Source organism: Bacillus sp. RSS_NA_20 (assembly GCF_020165915.1).
Taxonomy (GTDB): Bacteria; Bacillota; Bacilli; order Bacillales; family Bacillaceae; genus Bacillus; species Bacillus altitudinis.
Genome location: NZ_JAIUKW010000005.1, coordinates 353,280 through 372,575 on the forward strand (window position 1 = coordinate 353,280; position 19,296 = coordinate 372,575).

The following is a 19,296-nucleotide window of genomic DNA, read 5'->3' on the forward strand; positions in this document are numbered from 1 at the left end:
ATATATTGTCTATTAGAAATCTGGGTGGCCGCTCATTTGCAAAAATGATTCTTGCAGGTGCTCACCATCTTTCTCAAAACGCACAAATTGTTGATGCGTTAAATGTTTTTCCAGTGCCAGACGGAGACACGGGGACAAATATGAATTTGTCAATGACTTCAGGGGCAAAAGCAGTTGAAGAAACAAATACCGATCACATTGGTAAGGTCGGGGTGGCTCTGTCAAAAGGGCTGTTAATGGGGGCAAGAGGAAACTCAGGTGTGATCCTGTCTCAGCTCTTCAGAGGTTTCAGCAAAAATATAGAACAAAAAGAAACAATTGATGCAAAAGAATTTGCGCTTGCCTTGCAGGCCGGTGTTGATACAGCATATAAAGCCGTCATGAAACCGATTGAAGGAACCATCTTAACGGTTGCAAAAGACGCAGCAAAGAAAGCGGTTGCTGTTTCAGCAACAGAAGACCAAATCGATCGTGTGCTTGAATTAACGATTGAGGAAGCAAGAGCATCACTAGACCGCACACCAGATCTCCTTCCTGTTTTAAAAGAAGTCGGCGTTGTAGATAGCGGCGGTAAAGGACTTCTTTGTGTATATGAAGGTTTCCTTGCTTCATTAAGAGGAGAAGAGCTTCCTCCTAAAACGGCCTCTTTGCCAACATTAAAAGAATTAGTGAGTGCAGAGCATCATAAAAGTGCACAAAGCCATATGAACACAGAAGATATTGAATTTGGCTATTGTACAGAATTTATGGTGAAATTCGAAGAAGACAAACAGTCCTTTGACGAAAATGCCTTCAGAGAAGAATTAAGCGAATTCGGAGATTCACTTCTTGTGGTATCTGATGATACGCTTGCAAAAGTTCATATTCATGCAGAGCAGCCAGGGGATGTCTTATCATATGCACAGCGCTACGGCAGCTTAATTAATATGAAAATTGAAAACATGAGAGAGCAGCATAGCTCGATCGTCAATGAAGAAAAAGATCACTCGCCTGCTGCACCAAAAGCAACAGCTGCTGAAAAACAGCGTTTTGGAGTAGTGAGTGTCGCAATGGGAGAAGGGATTGCTGACTTGTTTAAAAGTATCGGAGCATCCGTCGTCATTGAAGGCGGACAGACAATGAATCCGAGCACAGAAGACATTGTCAAAGCAATTGATAGCATTCATGCCGAAACCGTCTTTATCTTACCTAATAATTCTAATATTGTCATGGCAGCTAAACAGGCGGCAACTGTCTCAAGTCGTGAGGTCGTTGTTATTCCGACAAAGACCGTTCCTCAAGGAATGTCGGCACTTCTTTCTCTAAATGAAGCAGCTTCAAATGAAGACAATGAAGCAGCGATGTTAGAAGCGATTGATCATGTGAAAAGCGGCCAAATTACCTTTGCAGTGAGAGATACCCAAATTGATGGGATCGACATTGCCAAAGGCGATTATATGGGCCTATACAATGGAAAAATCACCTTAACAGCTAAAAATCAATTAGATGCAGCAAAAGAGCTTTTGACCCAAATGGTGACAGAAGATGATGAGATTGTCACAATCATCAAAGGGGAAGATGCATCATCTGATGAGATGGAAGCTTTAGAAGCATATATTGAAGAAACATTTGAAGATGTAGAAGTTGAAGTCCACGATGGAAAACAGCCGCTTTATTCATATATTTTGGCTGTTGAATAAAGAAAGAAGGGCACATGAAGCCCTTCTTCTTCTTTTGCATTTTTTTACTATGTGTTCATTCGTCAAATGAGTTGCGGGAATCGAATGAATCCATTAGTCTAAAGGGAGTAACAAACCAATCTGTGATTGGTGATGAGAGGGGAAGACCTATGAAATTTAGAAGTGTGTTTGATATTATTGGACCCGTCATGATTGGTCCATCAAGTTCGCACACGGCGGGTGCGGCTCGTATTGGAAGAGTGGCTCGCAGCTTGTTCGGAAGAGAACCGAAACGAATTACTGTATCGTTTTATGGCTCTTTTAAAGATACGTATAAAGGACACGGGACAGATGTAGCCATTATCGGCGGTGTTCTTGACTTTGATACATTTGATGAACGAATTAAAACAGCGATCGATATTGCAAAAAGCAAAGAAATCGACATTGAGTTTAAAGAAGAAGATGCGGTGCCAGCGCATCCAAATACAGCAAAAGTAGAAATTTCAGATGCGAATGGAAGCCTTGAATTAATCGGGATTTCCATTGGCGGAGGTAAAATTGAAATCACAGAATTAAATGGCTTTGAACTGAGACTCTCAGGGAATCACCCGGCCATTCTTGTGGTTCATAACGACCGTTACGGGACGATTGCAGCAGTTGCCAATGTGTTAGCGAAATTCGCCATCAACATTGGTCATATGGAAGTGGCACGTAAAGAGGTCGGGCAAGAAGCACTCATGACGATTGAAGTGGATCAGAATATTGATCCAGCGGTTTTAACAGAGCTTGAGACGCTGCCAAACATTATTCAAGTCACACAAATTGCAGAGTAACAACAAGGAGGTTATGTATGATGTTTAAAAACGTCAAAGAACTCGTGCAGCTAACAGAAGAACGGAATACCTCCATTTCAGAAATTATGATTACTCAAGAAATGGAAGTGACAGGGAAGTCACGTGAAGACATTTTCTCGCAGATGTACCGCAACCTAGAAGTGATGGAACAGGCCGTTGAAAACGGACTGAAAGGTGTGAAATCATTATCTGGTTTAACAGGCGGGGATGCGGTGAAACTTCAAGCATATATCGCATCAGGCAAAACATTGTCTGGTCATACCATTTTAGATGCTGTCAGTAAGGCAGTGGCAACAAATGAAGTGAACGCAGCAATGGGAACGATCTGTGCAACGCCTACAGCTGGCTCAGCAGGTGTTGTGCCAGGAACGCTCTTTGCGGTGAAAGAAACATTAAAGCCAACAAAGGAACAAATGGTCAGATTCCTATTTACATCTGGTGCATTTGGTTTTGTTGTGGCCAATAACGCAAGTATCTCTGGTGCAGCAGGCGGCTGTCAGGCAGAAGTAGGATCTGCATCAGGTATGGCAGCAGCAGCCATTGTAGAAATGGCAGGCGGTACGCCGCAGCAATCCGCTGAAGCTATGGCCATCACCCTAAAAAATATGCTAGGTCTTGTTTGCGATCCAGTCGCAGGACTTGTGGAAGTACCATGTGTGAAACGAAACGCAATGGGCGCTTCTAATGCGATGATTGCAGCAGATATGGCACTTGCCGGCATTACAAGCCGCATCCCTTGTGATGAAGTCATTGATGCGATGTACAAAATTGGTCAAACGATGCCAACCGCTCTTCGTGAGACCGCACAAGGCGGACTAGCTGCAACACCGACAGCAAGGGAGCTTGAAAAGAAGATTTTCGGAGGTGTGACCTCATCTCGTGATACAGAAATTGCAAGATAAGATCTCTGCCCTAAAAGGGATTGGAGAAGAAACAGAAAAAACCCTAAATGAACTTGGAATCTACAAAGTAGCCGATTTACTCGGCTACTTTCCTTATCGATATGACGACTATGAGCTTCGCAACTTAGAAGAAGTCAGGCATGACGAACGTGTCACAGTTGAAGGAAAAGTGCACAGTGAGCCCGTTCTCACCTATTATGGAAAAAAACGAAGCAGGCTGACATTCAGGCTGCTTGTCGGTCGTTTTTTGATTACAGCCATATGCTTCAATCGACCTTATTTAAAACGAAGTCTTGTTTTAGGCGATACGGTATCCGTCACAGGGAAGTGGGATAAAAACCGGCAATCCATTATGGTTCAGGAATTTAAAAAAGGAACACACGAACAAGATGGCAGTATAGAACCTGTTTATTCGGTCAAAGAAAATGTAACCGTGAAAATGATGAGACGATTTGTAAAACAAGCGTTGTCACTCTATGTAGACCATGCAGAAGATCCACTGCCAAAGCAGCTTGTAGCTGCTTATAAACTCATGTCTTATCAAGAAGCACTAAAAACCATTCATCTCCCTGAAACGAGAGACTCGCTCAAGCAAGCAAGACGACGCTTCGTGTACGAGGAATTTCTCATCTTCCAGCTGAAGATGCAGGCGATCAGAAAAAAAGAACGAGAAAAAACATCAGGCATCCAGCATCCGTTCTCAAAAGAGGCGGTCTTTGAGTTTGTTCATAGCCTGCCGTTCCCGCTGACAAAAGCACAATCAAGAGTGCTGGATGAAATTATGTCAGATATGGCATCCCCGTACCGGATGAACCGGCTTCTTCAAGGGGATGTTGGATCGGGGAAAACAGCTGTAGCGGCAATTGCCCTTTATGCCGCCCATTTATCCGGCTTTCAAGGTGCGCTGATGGTGCCAACTGAAATTTTGGCTGAACAGCATGCCGATTCACTGTATCAGCTATTTGAAAAATGGGGGCTAAATATTGCTCTTTTGACGAGTTCAGTGAAAGGAAAGCGCCGCAGAGAACTGCTTGAACGTCTGAAAGAGGGAGAAATTGATATTTTAGTCGGCACGCATGCCCTTATCCAGGACGAAGTGGAATTTCAGCAGCTTGGTCTTGTTATTACAGATGAACAGCACAGGTTCGGCGTGGAACAGCGGAAAAAACTGCGAAGCAAAGGGCAGGACCCAGATGTTTTGTTTATGACCGCAACGCCGATTCCAAGAACGCTTGCCATCACAGTATTTGGAGAAATGGACGTCTCTGTCATTGATGAGCTGCCAGCTGGCCGAAAGCAGATTGAAACGTATTGGGTGAAGCATGACATGCTTGAGCGGATTCTTGCTTTTGTTGATAAAGAGCTGAGAAAAGGCAGACAAGCGTATATTATTTGTCCACTTATAGAAGAATCAGACAAACTGGATGTCCAAAATGCGATTGATGTTCACAGCATGCTGACAGAGGCGTATCGCGGAAAATGGTCGATCGGCTTAATGCACGGGAAACTTGCAAGTGATGAAAAAGATCAAGTGATGAGAGATTTCACTTCCAATGAAGTGCAAATCCTTGTGTCAACGACAGTTGTTGAAGTTGGAGTCAACGTGCCAAATGCGACCATCATGGTCATTTATGATGCGGACCGTTTTGGACTGTCACAGCTTCATCAGTTAAGAGGCCGGGTCGGACGCGGAGAGCATCAATCTTTTTGTATTTTAATGGCGGACCCTAAATCAGAGACCGGTAAAGAGCGCATGCGGATCATGTCTGAAACAACGGATGGCTTTGAACTGTCTGAAAAGGACTTAGAACTAAGAGGCCCTGGCGACTTCTTTGGCAAAAAACAAAGCGGAATGCCTGAATTTAAAGTGGCAGACATGGTTCATGACTATAGAGCGCTTGAAACCGCTAGAAAAGATGCGGCAGAGCTCGTGCAGTCTGAAGCCTTTTGGACAGACCCTGAATACAAAGAACTTAGGCAAACACTCGTAGACAGCGGTGTGCTTGGCGGAGATAAATTGAGCTGATCAAGTGCTGGAGGAATTTTCTTGTCTTTTTGAAACAAGGATTGATTTATCATCTATGAGATTATATACTACTATTAGTACCTAGTCATAAATGTACGGATGGTGTCTGCATATGAAACTAAATAAAAAAGAACGACAAAGGCTTCTCCAGCAAACGATCAGCTCGACTCCGTTCATTACTGATGAAGAATTGGCAAGTAAATTCGGTGTAAGCATTCAAACAGTTCGTCTTGACCGTTTGGAGCTGTCAATCCCTGAATTACGCGAACGAATTAAGCACGTGGCCGAAAAGACATTAGAGGATGAAGTGAAGTCTCTTCCGCTGGATGAAGTCATTGGAGAAATGATTGATGTAGAGCTTGATGATCAAGCGATTTCCATTTTTGAAGTAAGAAAAGAGCATGTATTCAGCCGTAACCAAATTGCCAGGGGACATCATCTTTTTGCCCAGGCAAATTCGCTGGCAGTAGCCGTCATCGACGATGAACTGGCTTTGACAGCAAAAGCAAATATTAAGTTTACAAGGCAGGTCAAACAAGGCGAAAGAGTTGTCTCAAAAGCCAAAGTTGCCTCACATGATAAAGAAAAAGGCAGAACCGTAGTTGAAGTAAACAGCTATGTAGGTGAGGAAGTTGTCTTCTCAGGCGATTTCGTCATGTATCGCTCAAAACAAAAGTAAAAGGTGGCACATAACATGAGAATTGCAGTCGATGCAATGGGGGGAGATCATGCCCCTAAAGCCATTATTGACGGTGTGCAAAAAAGCTTAGAAGCATTTTCAGATATCGAGATTACACTAGTCGGCGATGAAAGCAAGATCAAATCATACATAACAAATCATGAACGCATCACGATCTTAGATGCAAAAGAAGTCATTGAACCAACGGATGAACCAGTGCGTGCAGTGAGACGTAAAAAGGATTCTTCTATGGTGAAAATGGCGCAGGAAGTTTCAGAAGGAAGAGCAGATGCCTGTATTTCAGCTGGAAATACTGGGGCACTCATGACAGCAGGCCTGTTTATCGTAGGCAGAATTGATGGCATTGACAGACCAGCACTTGCTCCGACGTTGCCAACACTTGATGGCAGCGGGTTCTTATTATTGGATGTCGGCGCAAACGTTGATGCAAAGCCAGAGCATCTTGTGCAATATGCCATGATGGGATCTATTTACGCAGAGCATGTCTTCCCGAAGAGCAATCCACGCGTTGGACTTTTAAATGTCGGGACAGAAGATAAAAAAGGCAACGATTTAACGAAAAAAACCTTCGAATTATTAAAAGCATCAGATTTGAATTTCGTAGGAAATGTAGAATCGCGTGACTTATTAGAGGGTGTAGCTGATGTCGTTGTCACAGATGGTTTCACGGGGAATATCGCCCTTAAAACGATCGAAGGCACAGCCCTTTCTGTTTTTAAAATGCTGAAAGAAACCTTAACATCCAGTTTCACAGCTAAAATAGCAGCAGGTATGATGAAGCCAAAATTAATGCAGATGAAATCTAAAATGGATTACTCCGAATATGGTGGTGCCGCATTATTTGGTTTAAAAGCGCCCGTTATTAAAGCGCATGGTTCCTCTGATGAAAATGCGATTTTTCATGCCATTCGTCAGGCGCGTGACATCGTTAAAAAAGACGTTTCAGCTATCATTCATCAAGAAGTTCAAAAAGAAGACACGAATGAGTCGTAATGGAGGTAGAGCAGCATGAGTAAAATTGCTTTTTTATTCCCAGGCCAAGGCTCTCAAAAAATTGGCATGGGAAAAGATTTATTTGACCAAGAAGCAGCATCTAAAGCTGTGTTTGAAGAAGCAGATCAGACCCTTGGTTTTGATTTATCTTCAATGATTTTTGAAGGAGATGCAGAAGAACTGACGCTGACATATAATGCACAGCCAGCTCTTTTAACGACAAGCATCGCGATCTTAAAGAAGTTTGAAGAGAGCGGAATCAAAGCAGATTATGCAGCAGGGCACAGCCTGGGTGAATATACAGCCCTTGTTGCAGCGGGAGCTCTTTCGTTTAAAGATGCCGTTTACGCAGTGAGAAAGCGCGGCGAATTAATGAATGAAGCCGTTCCAGCAGGAGAAGGCGCAATGGCGGCGATTCTTGGCTTAGACCAAGCAGCGCTTGTAGAAGTGACAAAAGAAGTGACAGAAAGCGGTCATCTTGTAGAACTTGCGAACTTAAACTGTCCGGGCCAAATCGTCATCTCTGGTACAGCAAAAGGTGTGGAACTTGCATCAGAGAAAGCGAAAGAAAAGGGCGCAAAACGTGCAATTCCACTTGAAGTGAGTGGACCTTTCCATTCTGCATTAATGAAACCAGCAGCTGAAAAATTCACAGATGTATTATCTAAATTAGACATTTCTGATGCCGCGACGCCAGTGATTTCAAACGTAACAGCAGACATCGTGACATCACGTAATGAAATTGAAACGAAGCTGATTGAACAATTGTATTCTCCTGTTCGATTTGAAGAAAGTGTAGAACGCCTGATTGACTTAGGCGTGACAACATTTATTGAAATTGGTCCTGGTAAAGTGCTCTCAGGTCTTGTGAAAAAAGTCAATCGCCGCCTGACGACCATTTCCGTATCAGATCAAGCAACAATTGAAGCAGCCATTCAAACACTCAAGGGGGATTCTTGATGCTTACAAATAAAACAGCCGTTGTCACAGGTGCATCTCGCGGTATTGGTCGTTCGATTGCGATCGATTTGGCGAAAAAAGGTGCCAATGTTGTGGTGAACTATTCAGGCAACGAAGCAAAAGCAAATGAAGTCGTCGATGAGATCAAAGCACTTGGCCAGCAGGCTTTTGCTGTCAAAGCGGATGTGTCAAATGCAGAAGAAGTACAGGCATTAATGAAACAAGCCGTTGATACATTTGGTTCAATCGACATTCTTGTGAATAATGCTGGAATTACAAAGGACAACCTGCTCATGAGAATGAAAGAAAATGAATGGGATGATGTCATTAACATAAACTTAAAAGGTGTCTTCAACTGTACAAAAGCTGTGACACGTCAAATGATGAAACAGCGCAGCGGAAGAATCATCAATGTAGCATCTGTTGTCGGCGTTTGCGGAAACCCTGGACAAGCAAACTACGTTGCAGCAAAAGCTGGTGTGATCGGATTAACGAAAACAACAGCGAAAGAGCTGGCAAGCCGTCATATTACAGTCAATGCCGTAGCACCAGGCTTTATTTCTACTGATATGACTGACAAGCTTGATGAGAATGTTCAAACAGAAATGCTTAAGCAAATCCCGCTCGCACGCTTTGGTGCGCCTGAAGATATAAGCAACGTTGTTGTCTTTTTAGCTTCAGAAGGAGCAGGTTATATTACAGGCCAAACCATCCAAGTGGATGGCGGAATGGTTATGTCCTAAGAAATATCAAAATTTCGTTACGTTTTCTCTAGTTTTTTAAAAACGAATCAACTATAATACTTTGAGGGGAGGTGAAAGGCAATGGCAGACGTATTAGAGCGTGTATCAAAAATTATTGTAGACCGCCTTGGCGTTGATGAGGCTGACGTGAAAATGGAAGCTTCATTTAAAGAAGATTTAGGCGCTGATTCCCTTGATGTAGTTGAGCTAGTTATGGAACTTGAAGATGAGTTCGATATGGAAATTTCTGACGAAGATGCTGAAAAAATTGCAACAGTCGGTGACGCTGTGAACTACATAAATAACCAGCAATAAGCGTAACAAAGTCCCGTCTATTTTCATGGCGGGACTTTGAAAATTTATGTTAGTTTCAACATATTCAGCTGATCAATTGTCAGCCTTTTTCAGATGCTAAGGAGCACGGTTTCCTTGCATGTAGAAAGAGAGACTCCATATAATCAGTATCCTTAAAGGCGATGACGCCTACCTGGAGGTTGCTATGCCAAAACAATATAAAGACAAACAGAAACAGAGCAAAAAACTAGAGCAATTCAGAGAATTTCAGCAGCGCATTTCTGTACACTTTAAAAATGAAAAACTACTCTATCAAGCCTTTACACATTCCTCTTATGTGAATGAGCATCGTAAAAAACCTTATGAGGATAATGAAAGACTTGAATTTTTAGGGGACGCTGTTTTAGAGTTGACGATCTCACAGTTCTTATTTGCAAAGTACCCAGCCATGAGCGAGGGAGATTTAACAAAACTGAGAGCGGCGATCGTATGTGAGCCATCACTTGTGTCATTAGCACATGAGCTGTCCTTTGGAGACCTTGTTCTTTTAGGAAAAGGGGAAGAAATGACAGGCGGCAGAAAACGCCCAGCACTCTTAGCAGACGTATTTGAGGCGTTTATCGGAGCGCTTTATTTAGATCAAGGACTTGAGCCTGTTGAACGATTCCTAGAAGCCTATGTATACCCGAAAATTAATGACGGGGCATTCTCACATGTCATGGACTTTAAAAGCCAGCTTCAAGAATTTGTTCAGCGAGATGGAAAAGGTGTACTTGAATACCGAATCCTGCATGAAAAAGGTCCAGCACATAACCGGGAATTTGAAGCCAATGTATCCCTTAGAGGAGAAGTGCTCGGAATTGGAAATGGTCGTTCAAAAAAAGAAGCGGAACAGCATGCTGCACAGGAAGCACTTGCTAAATTACAGAAACATCATATGAACCAATAAAATCCCCCTCGTGATTCAGGGGGATTTCACTCTGTTTTCCATCATCTTTTTTCAGTTCATATGGTAAGATAATAGTACTTCAAATACATAAGGAGGATCACTCTCATGTTCCTCAAACGTTTAGACGTGATAGGATTCAAATCTTTCGCACAGCGGGTGACCGTAGACTTTGTCAAAGGGGTTACAGCTGTTGTTGGACCAAACGGAAGCGGCAAAAGTAATATTACTGATGCGATCCGCTGGGTACTTGGAGAGCAATCAGCAAAAAGCCTCCGCGGAGGAAAAATGGAAGACATCATTTTTGCAGGAAGTGACTCAAGAAAACGAGTCAACTTAGCAGAAGTGACATTAACGCTCGATAACGAAGATCACTTTTTGCCGATCGATTTTCACGAAGTCAGTGTGACAAGAAGAGTCTATCGTTCTGGAGAAAGTGAATTTCTCATTAACAATCAATCTGTCCGCTTAAAGGATATTATTGATCTTTTCATGGATTCAGGTCTTGGAAAAGAAGCTTTTTCGATCATCAGCCAAGGTAAGGTAGAAGAGATTCTATCGAGTAAAGCTGAAGAAAGACGTAGCATCTTTGAAGAAGCAGCTGGTGTCCTGAAATATAAAACAAGAAAGAAAAAAGCCGAGAATAAACTGTTTGAAACGCAGGACAACTTAAACCGGGTGGAAGATATTCTGCATGAACTAGAAGATCAAGTAGAACCACTAAGAATGCAGGCATCTATCGCAAAAGACTATCTGCAAAAGAAAGAAGAACTTGAAAATGTAGAAATTGCTCTCACCGTCCATGATATTGAAGCACTGCACAAAAAATGGACAACACTTGGTGAAGCTGTCGAGCGGTTCAAACAAGATGAAATGAAGCAGTCCACAGACATTCAAGCGAAGGAAGCCAAAATCGAAGAATCGAGAGACCGTATTCAGGCGCTTGACGATTCGATTCATGACCTCCAAGAAGTCCTCCTTTTCACAAGTGAAGAACTAGAAAAGCTTGAAGGGAAAAAAGAAGTTCTAAAAGAACGGAAAAAAAATGCGGCCGCTAACCAAGGGCAGCTAGAAGACACGCTCGTGCGTTTAACCGAAAAACAGTCGTTGTTAACGAAAAAGATTGAACAGCAGAAAGTCACACGTGACAGCCTGCAAACAGAAGTGCAGCAGCTAAAAGATGAAGTGAAAACAAAACAGCATCAGCTGTCTCTTCATAGTGAAGATGTGGAAGGGCAAATTGAACAGCTGAAAAGCGATTATTTTGACTTATTAAACGAGCAAGCTTCTATCCGAAACGAACGTACATTACTAGAAGAGCAGCAGCGCCAAGCAGCCTTGCAGCTAGAGCGGTTAACGCAAAATAATCAGAAACATATCGAAGAACGGGTGTCTGTGAAGGGAAAGAAAACAGAAGCCGAGCAGCAACTTTCAGAACGAGAAGAAGACATTTTGGCTCAGGTGAAACGCTTTAGAGAAGCGGAACAAAAGCTAGAGCAGATGAAGCGTCAATACGAGAAAAAAGAAACGGCTCTTTACCAAGCCTATCAATATGTACAGCAGGCAAAATCTAAAAAAGAAATGCTTGAATCGATGCAGGAAGACTTCTCAGGTTTTTTCCAAGGAGTAAAAGAGGTTTTAAAGGCAAAGGACCGGTTAGGCGGTATTCACGGGGCGATTGCAGAGCTGATTCAAACAGAGCAGCAACATGAAACAGCGATTGAAATTGCACTTGGCGCAGCCACGCAGCATGTCGTTACTGAAAATGAAGCGGCTGCCAGACAGGCCATTGGATACTTAAAGCAGCATTCCTTTGGGCGTGCGACCTTCCTGCCGATGAACGTCATCAAAGAACGAACCATTCAGTTTAGAGATATTCAAACAGCTGAGCAGCATGACGCATTTATCGGCGTAGCGAGTCAGCTCGTTTCCTTTGACGAAAAGTATGAAAAAGTCATACAGAATTTGCTTGGAACGGTCCTGATTGTTCAAGACTTAAAAGGTGCCAATGAGCTGGCGAAAATGCTTGGACATCGTTATCGCATCGTGACCCTTGATGGGGACGTGGTGAACCCAGGCGGTTCAATGACTGGGGGCGGCGTAAAGAAAAAGAACAATTCCCTCCTCTCCAGAACCCGAGAGATTGAAACATTAACAAAGCAGCTCGTTGAAATGGAAGAAAAAACAACGATCCTTGAAAAAGAAACAAAAGAAACGAAGCAATCGATTGCCGCAAGCGAAGTCCAATTAAATGAACTGCGTCAGCGCGGCGAAATTCTTCGAGAAAAGCAGCAAGAGTTAAAAGGGACATTATATGAACTGCAAGTAGCGGAAAAAAATATTAACGCTCATCTAGAGCTCTATGATCAAGAAAAAGAAGAGTTGCAGCAGCGCTCTAGCGAACTTGCGAGCAAGGACAAAGAGCAGGCAGCCCTTGAAACATCTATAGGTGAGAAACTGACCTCTCTTGACGAAGAGATCAACACGTTAACAAAACGGAAGCAGACCCAAAGCTCAACGAAAGAAACCATTTCTTCCGAATTAACAGAGCTGAAAATCTCGCTTGCCAAAAAAGAGCAGTCTTTAGCGAATGAACAAGAAAAACTATCGAGCTTAACGGCTGAATTAGAAGAGGCTGAAAAGACGCTGACGGAAACAAAAGAAGATTTGTCCCTCTTAACAAGTGAAATGTCATCCAGCTCAAGCGGCGCCGAACAACTGGAAGAAGCGGCAAAAGAGAAACTGGAACATAAAAACAAAACGACAGCGCTTATCTCAGAGCGACGCAAACAGCGCCTGGCTCTTTCTGAAACATTAGAATTCGCAGAACGTGAACTAAAAGAGCAAAAACGCCTGTATAAACAGCTCACGACAAGCTTAAAAGATGAAGAAATCAAGCTTGGCCGCATGGAAGTTGAACTTGATAACCTCATCGCCTATTTAAACGAAGAGTATGCCCTTTCGTTTGAAGGAGCAAAAGAAATGTATCATCTGACGCTATCGCCGGATGAAGCAAGAAAACGCGTGAAATTGATCAAACTAGCCATTGAAGAGCTTGGAACAGTGAACTTAGGCAGTATTGACGAGTATGAACGTGTGAATGAACGTTTTCTCTTCTTAACTGAACAGCGCAATGATCTGACAGAAGCGAAAAATACGTTATTCCAAGTCATTGAAGAAATGGATCAGGAGATGACGAAACGTTTCTCTGAGACATTCTCTCAAATCCGCGGGCATTTTGAATCTGTTTTCCAAGCATTATTTGGCGGAGGAAGAGCAGACCTTAAGTTGACAGATCCAAACGATTTACTAAACTCAGGCGTCGATATTGTGGCGCAGCCGCCGGGGAAAAAGCTGCAAAATCTAAGCCTGCTTTCAGGCGGAGAAAGAGCATTAACAGCCATCGCTTTATTATTCTCGATCTTAAAAGTGAGACCTGTTCCATTCTGTGTGCTAGATGAGGTAGAAGCAGCGCTTGATGAAGCGAATGTGTTCCGCTTTGCCCAGTATTTAAAGAAATATAGCCAAGAAACACAGTTCATTGTGATTACACACCGAAAAGGAACCATGGAAGAAGCAGATGTTCTGTACGGTGTCACGATGCAGGAGTCAGGTGTCTCAAAACTGGTATCTGTCAAACTAGAGGAAACGAAAGAGCTTGTCCAGTAATTAAAGGAGGTTTTTGAACCAATGAGCTTTTTTAAGAAATTAAAAGAAAAATTTACGCAGCAAACCGATTCAGTATCAGAAAAGTTTAAAGATGGACTTGAAAAAACGAGAAATTCGTTTCAGGGAAAAGTAAATGAACTCATTTCTCGCTATCGTAAAGTGGATGAAGACTTTTTTGAAGAACTAGAAGAAGTGTTAATCGGTGCTGATGTTGGTTTCACGACTGTGATGGAACTGATTGATGAGCTGAAAAAAGAAGTGAAATTAAGAAACATTCAAGACCCAAGTGAAGTACAAGCAGTCATCTCTGAAAAACTCGTGGAGATTTACAATAGCGGTGAGGAACAAATCTCTGAACTGAACATTGAAGACGGCCGTTTAAATATTATTTTATTCGTAGGCGTGAACGGTGTCGGTAAAACCACAACCATTGGTAAGCTGGCAAACAAGCTGAAAAATGAAGGGAAATCCGTCATTTTAGCAGCAGGTGATACGTTCCGTGCGGGGGCGATTGAGCAGCTTGAAGTATGGGGCGAGCGCTCTGGTGTTCCTGTCGTTAAACAAACAGCAGGCTCTGACCCGGCAGCGGTCATCTATGATGCCGTTCAATCAGCTAAAGCCAAAAAAGCAGATGTCCTGATCTGTGATACAGCAGGCAGACTGCAAAATAAAGTCAACTTGATGAAAGAGCTGGAGAAGGTCAAGAGAGTCATTGAACGCGAAGTGCCCGATGCACCGCATGAAGTACTGCTTGCCCTTGATGCGACAACGGGTCAAAATGCGATGGCGCAAGCGAAGGAATTTTCTAAAGCAACAAACGTGACAGGTATCGCTTTAACAAAGCTTGACGGTACTGCAAAAGGCGGGATTGTTCTTGCCATTCGCAATGAGCTCAACATCCCTGTAAAACTTGTCGGATTAGGTGAAAAAGTAGACGATCTGCAAGAGTTCGATGCTGAATCGTATGTGTACGGATTATTCTCAGACATGATTGATCAAGAAGACTAATCAAGATGTCGGCAAAACTGCCGGCATTCAGCGTGTAGACAAACCCTCGCATTCTTTGTCAGTCCTGCGTGCTGGTGCTCACGAATGATAAATTCGCTCCGCGCCAGTACTCGTCCTTCCTAGACTGCAAAGGTTTTCTATCACGCTGAAAAGAAGACAAAGTGCTAAAATCAAGTTCATTTTAGCCCTTTGTCAACAATCTGGGGATGCCGGCAAAACTGCCGGCATTTTTATTTATATATCGCCGCAGGAAGTGACAAGATAAAAACTTGACACATAGATTAGAACCGTGTAAACTTAGTTGTTGTAAAGGGAATGAACTTAACAAAGGGGAGAGAGCCCATGACGCTTGAAAAAACAACGAGAATGAACTACTTGTTTGATTTCTATCAATCGTTGTTGACCGCAAAACAAAAGAGCTACATGTCGCTTTACTACCTAGACGATTTTTCCCTCGGTGAAATTGCGGATGAATATGAAGTATCAAGACAGGCTGTTTATGATAATATTAAACGGACTGAAGCGATGCTTGAACAATATGAAGAAAAGCTGCTCTTGTTTAAGAAATTTAAAGAGCGTAAAGAACTTCTCACAAAAATGAGAGAGCTTGTAGCAGATTCCGCGCAAAAGGAAGAAGCAGAAGCTTTAATTGAATCGCTTGAGAAATTAGATTAGGAGGCGGCACAGTATGGCATTTGAAGGATTAGCCGACCGACTGCAGCAGACGATTTCAAAAATCCGCGGCAAAGGAAAAGTGTCAGAGCAAGATGTAAAAGAAATGATGCGCGAGGTACGCCTTGCCCTTCTTGAAGCTGACGTCAATTTTAAAGTAGTCAAAGACTTTGTGAAAAAAGTAAGCGAGCGGGCAGTTGGACAAGAGGTCATGCAAAGTCTTACCCCAGGACAACAGGTCATTAAAGTTGTAAAAGAAGAACTCACTGAATTAATGGGCGGGGAAGAGAGTAAAATCGCTGTAGCGAAAAAATCTCCAACTGTCATTATGATGGTTGGTCTTCAAGGGGCAGGTAAAACGACCACAACTGGAAAGCTTGCCAACTTACTTCGCAAAAAACATAATCGCAAGCCGATGATGGTGGCGGCTGATATTTACAGACCAGCAGCGATCCAGCAGCTTCAAACGCTTGGGAAACAGCTTGATATGCCCGTATTCTCATTAGGTGATCAAGTTAGTCCTGTCGAAATTGCCAAACAGGCAATTGAAAAAGCGAAAGAAGAACATCATGATTATGTCATTTTAGATACAGCAGGACGTCTTCATATTGATGAAGACTTAATGGATGAACTTCAGAAAGTAAAAGAAGTCGCAAATCCAGAAGAGATTTTCCTCGTTGTTGACTCGATGACTGGTCAAGATGCTGTCAATGTCGCAAAAAGCTTTAATGAACAGCTTGGTTTAACAGGTGTCGTTCTGACAAAACTAGACGGTGATACGCGAGGCGGGGCAGCACTTTCAATTCGTGCAGTCACAAATACGCCGATTAAATTCGCCGCACTAGGTGAAAAGCTTGATGCAATTGAACCATTCCATCCAGAGCGGATGGCATCGAGAATTCTTGGCATGGGAGATGTGCTCACGCTTATTGAAAAAGCACAAGCAAACGTTGACCAAGATAAAGCGAAAGAGCTTGAACAAAAAATGCGGACAATGAGCTTCACGCTCGATGATTTCCTCGAGCAGCTTGGGCAGGTTCGCAACATGGGTCCACTTGATGAACTGATTCAAATGATGCCGGGAGCCGGTAAAATGAAAGGGCTCAAAAACGTCCAAGTAGACGAAAAGCAGCTCAATCACATCGAAGCGATCATTAAATCAATGACGACCGAAGAAAAAGAACAGCCAGAGGTCATCAATGCAAGCCGCAGAAAACGGATTGCAAAAGGAAGCGGAACATCTGTACAGGAAGTCAATCGCCTTTTAAAACAATTTGACGAAATGAAAAAGATGATGAAGCAAATGACCAACATGTCCAAAGGAAAGAAAAAAGGCGGCTTTAAATTACCATTTATGTAATTGGTTATACATGATAAAACCGTTGTTAAGAAAAAACACTTTACAAACCCTTTTATCATTGTTAATATACTATCTTGTTGAAATATTTTCGGAGGTGCTAGTAAAATGGCAGTAAAAATTCGTTTAAAACGTATGGGAGCAAAAAAATCTCCTTTCTATCGTATTGTTGTAGCAGATTCTCGTTCACCGCGTGACGGTCGTTTCATCGAAACAGTTGGAACTTACAACCCAGTGGTATCACCAGCTGAGGTGAAAATCAACGAAGAATTAGCGCTTAAATGGCTTCAAAATGGTGCGAAACCATCTGATACAGTTCGTAACCTTTTCTCAAGCCAAGGAATTCTTGAAAAATTTCATAATGCGAAAAACAGCAAATAATGAATGAGCTGTCCTTGGAAGAATTGATTGTGTCCATCGTCGAGCCACTTGTTGATTTCCCTGAAGATATTCACGTATCTTCATTAGAAAAAGATGAGCAGGTCATTTACACACTGTCTGTCAATGCTGAAGATACCGGAAAAGTGATCGGAAAGCAGGGACGTACAGCTAAAGCGATACGAACAGTCATATTTGCAGCAAGTGCAGAGTCTTCTAAGAAAGTTCAACTTGAGATTGCTGACTAAAAAGGGAGAGGGCTTAGGACCTCCCCTTTTTTTACACGTTTAAATCTATTTTTCGTTATACTGTAGAGGACAAATGCCTTCGGATAGGGGGACAAAAAGGAAGATGCAGATCATTCAACATGTCACCGTTATGCAAGTATTAACTGAAAGCAGTAAGGACAAACTGTTAACGACTTTTTTGGAGAAAAAAGAAAGACTAGAACGTGAGTGCAATCAACTATATTTTCAACTAAAAAAGCATGAAAAAGAACCACATCAGCAAGAAGCCATCCCTCAATTTCAAAAAGCCATTGAAAAAAGACAAGAGAAAATGAGGCAAATTGATTTTCAAGTCGAGCAGCTGCATATCTTGCCTCTTGGCAGTGAAATGAAAGAAACAGAAGTGGATGCGCTGATTGAAGTAAAAATAGGTGATAAATGGGATGACAAAATGCAAGACAATGTCATCGTCGTGAAAGACGGCACCATTGTGGAAATACGTCAGGGGTGATTGAGAACATGGAGCTAGAATGGTTGAATGTCGGAAAGATCGTCAATACACATGGAGTGCGCGGAGAAGTACGTGTTGTGTCAAAGACTGATTTCCCAGAAGAACGCTACAAAAAAGGCAGCGTCCTTTATATTTTCAAACAAAATCAAAAAGAACCAATAAAAGTGACTGTCGCATCACATAGACAGCACAAACAATTTGATTTACTGACATTTGAAGAAGTTGGCTCGTTAAATGAAGCTGAGCAATTAAAAGAGTCGATTTTAAAAGTAGAAAAAGAACATCTTGGTTCATTAGATGAAGGGGAATTCTATTTCCACGAAATCATCGGCTGTGAAGTATATGATGAAGAGGACAAACTGATTGGTCAAATCAAAGAAGTTTTAACGCCAGGGGCAAATGATGTATGGGTGGTTGGAAGAAAAGGCAAAAAAGATGCCCTCATCCCTTATATTCCATCTGTCGTCAAAACAGTTGATATTTCATCCAAGAAAGTACACATTGAAGTGATGGAAGGACTCATTGACGAATGAAAATTGACTTTTTAACACTATTTCCTGAAATGTTTGAAGGGGTGCTTCACTCATCGATCTTAAAAAAAGCTCAGGAAAAAGATGCGGTCTCATTTGATGTCGTGAATTTTAGGGAGTATTCCGATCATAAACATAAAACAGTGGATGACTATCCGTATGGCGGCGGTGCTGGCATGGTTCTGAAAGCACAGCCTGTATTTGATGCGGTAGAAGATTTAACGAAAAAAGCAAACAAGAAGCCCCGCATTATTCTTGTCTGTCCTCAAGGAGAAAGATATACACAAAAGAAAGCAGAAGAGCTTGCAAAAGAAGAGCATCTTATGTTCATTTGCGGCCACTATGAAGGCTACGATGAGCGCATCAGGGAGCATCTTGTCACAGATGAAATTTCAATCGGAGATTTCGTTCTCACAGGCGGAGAGCTGCCGGCGATGATGATTGCAGACAGTGTGGTCAGGCTTTTGCCTCATGTGCTTGGAAAAGAAGCGTCTCATATCGAAGATTCATTTAGTACAGGTCTGCTTGAGCATCCACACTATACAAGACCAGCTGATTATAAAGGATTGAAAGTACCAGATGTGCTTCTCTCTGGAAATCATGCCAAAATTGAAGAGTGGCGGCGTAAAGAATCGTTGAAACGAACCTATACAAGACGGCCAGATTTGATCGATTCTTGCAAAACATTAACGGATGAAGAAAAAAGATGGCTTTGGCAGCTTCATAATGACTAGATTGTATTGCACAAGGTATACAGGTGTGGTATGATACTACTTGTGACTTGGACGGCTTGCCGATTCAAGTTTGAAAACGATGTTCCGCTGCAATGAAGAAAGAGGACATGAGCATCTGTTGGAAGGAGTTGAAA

The 19,296-nt window shown here is 42.4% G+C and carries 19 protein-coding genes; all 19 read left to right on the forward strand.

Annotation, left to right across the window (positions count from 1 at the left end; translation table 11 throughout):
- The first annotated feature begins 5 nt into the window (after positions 1-5).
- On the forward strand, positions 6-1,679 hold the full coding sequence (locus tag LCD32_RS07370) for a DAK2 domain-containing protein (RefSeq protein WP_017367228.1): 1,674 nt from the start codon (positions 6-8) through the stop codon (positions 1,677-1,679).
- A gap of 149 nt (positions 1,680-1,828) precedes the next feature.
- Complete coding sequence (gene sdaAB, locus LCD32_RS07375) at positions 1,829-2,491, forward strand: L-serine ammonia-lyase, iron-sulfur-dependent subunit beta (RefSeq protein ID WP_017367229.1); 663 nt, start codon at positions 1,829-1,831, stop codon at positions 2,489-2,491.
- A 20-nt stretch (positions 2,492-2,511) separates the two neighbouring features.
- Positions 2,512-3,414 carry an L-serine ammonia-lyase, iron-sulfur-dependent, subunit alpha gene (gene sdaAA, locus LCD32_RS07380; RefSeq protein ID WP_024720342.1) on the forward strand — a complete coding sequence of 301 codons (903 nt, stop codon included), beginning with the start codon at positions 2,512-2,514 and terminating at the stop codon, positions 3,412-3,414.
- Positions 3,392-5,440 (forward strand): ATP-dependent DNA helicase RecG, encoded by a 2,049-nt coding sequence (gene recG, locus LCD32_RS07385; RefSeq protein ID WP_046527266.1) that lies wholly within the window; start codon positions 3,392-3,394, stop codon positions 5,438-5,440. Before sdaAA ends, recG begins: the two co-directional genes overlap by 23 nt.
- A gap of 112 nt (positions 5,441-5,552) precedes the next feature.
- Positions 5,553-6,119 (forward strand): transcription factor FapR, encoded by a 567-nt coding sequence (fapR, locus tag LCD32_RS07390; RefSeq protein ID WP_008344859.1) that lies wholly within the window; start codon positions 5,553-5,555, stop codon positions 6,117-6,119.
- Between the two features lie 15 nt (positions 6,120-6,134).
- A complete protein-coding gene (plsX, locus tag LCD32_RS07395; protein WP_017359101.1) occupies positions 6,135-7,133 on the forward strand; it encodes a phosphate acyltransferase PlsX in 999 nt (332 codons plus the stop codon).
- 15 nt (positions 7,134-7,148) lie between these two features.
- The gene (gene fabD, locus LCD32_RS07400; RefSeq protein WP_045034254.1) at positions 7,149-8,093 is read left to right on the forward strand and encodes an ACP S-malonyltransferase; all 945 of its coding nucleotides are present in this window, start codon (positions 7,149-7,151) and stop codon (positions 8,091-8,093) included.
- A complete protein-coding gene (fabG, locus tag LCD32_RS07405) occupies positions 8,093-8,836 on the forward strand; it encodes a 3-oxoacyl-[acyl-carrier-protein] reductase (protein ID WP_008344855.1) in 744 nt (247 codons plus the stop codon). Before fabD ends, fabG begins: the two co-directional genes overlap by 1 nt.
- Positions 8,837-8,917: 81 nt before the next feature.
- Positions 8,918-9,151: an acyl carrier protein gene (gene acpP, locus LCD32_RS07410; RefSeq protein WP_008344853.1), complete on the forward strand. Its 234-nt coding sequence runs from the start codon at positions 8,918-8,920 to the stop codon at positions 9,149-9,151.
- A gap of 184 nt (positions 9,152-9,335) precedes the next feature.
- Positions 9,336-10,079 (forward strand): ribonuclease III, encoded by a 744-nt coding sequence (gene rnc / locus LCD32_RS07415; protein WP_008344850.1) that lies wholly within the window; start codon positions 9,336-9,338, stop codon positions 10,077-10,079.
- A 105-nt stretch (positions 10,080-10,184) separates the two neighbouring features.
- A complete protein-coding gene (gene smc, locus LCD32_RS07420) occupies positions 10,185-13,745 on the forward strand; it encodes a chromosome segregation protein SMC (protein ID WP_116306848.1) in 3,561 nt (1,186 codons plus the stop codon).
- Between the two features lie 21 nt (positions 13,746-13,766).
- Positions 13,767-14,753 (forward strand): signal recognition particle-docking protein FtsY, encoded by a 987-nt coding sequence (gene ftsY, locus LCD32_RS07425; RefSeq protein ID WP_017359097.1) that lies wholly within the window; start codon positions 13,767-13,769, stop codon positions 14,751-14,753.
- Positions 14,754-15,095: 342 nt separating this feature from the next.
- A complete protein-coding gene (locus LCD32_RS07430) occupies positions 15,096-15,428 on the forward strand; it encodes a putative DNA-binding protein (protein ID WP_008344844.1) in 333 nt (110 codons plus the stop codon).
- Positions 15,429-15,441: 13 nt separating this feature from the next.
- Positions 15,442-16,785: a signal recognition particle protein gene (gene ffh, locus LCD32_RS07435; RefSeq protein WP_008344842.1), complete on the forward strand. Its 1,344-nt coding sequence runs from the start codon at positions 15,442-15,444 to the stop codon at positions 16,783-16,785.
- 105 nt (positions 16,786-16,890) lie between these two features.
- Positions 16,891-17,163: a 30S ribosomal protein S16 gene (gene rpsP / locus LCD32_RS07440; RefSeq protein ID WP_008344841.1), complete on the forward strand. Its 273-nt coding sequence runs from the start codon at positions 16,891-16,893 to the stop codon at positions 17,161-17,163.
- Positions 17,163-17,408: a KH domain-containing protein gene (locus LCD32_RS07445; RefSeq protein ID WP_024424192.1), complete on the forward strand. Its 246-nt coding sequence runs from the start codon at positions 17,163-17,165 to the stop codon at positions 17,406-17,408. The genes rpsP and LCD32_RS07445 overlap by 1 nt, the downstream gene beginning before the upstream one ends.
- A 103-nt stretch (positions 17,409-17,511) precedes the next feature.
- Positions 17,512-17,898 (forward strand): YlqD family protein, encoded by a 387-nt coding sequence (locus tag LCD32_RS07450; RefSeq protein ID WP_008344839.1) that lies wholly within the window; start codon positions 17,512-17,514, stop codon positions 17,896-17,898.
- An 8-nt stretch (positions 17,899-17,906) separates the two neighbouring features.
- A complete protein-coding gene (rimM, locus tag LCD32_RS07455; RefSeq protein WP_017367236.1) occupies positions 17,907-18,431 on the forward strand; it encodes a ribosome maturation factor RimM in 525 nt (174 codons plus the stop codon).
- Complete coding sequence (gene trmD, locus LCD32_RS07460) at positions 18,428-19,162, forward strand: tRNA (guanosine(37)-N1)-methyltransferase TrmD (RefSeq protein WP_007499635.1); 735 nt, start codon at positions 18,428-18,430, stop codon at positions 19,160-19,162. The genes rimM and trmD overlap by 4 nt, the downstream gene beginning before the upstream one ends.
- Positions 19,163-19,296: the final 134 nt, after the last annotated feature.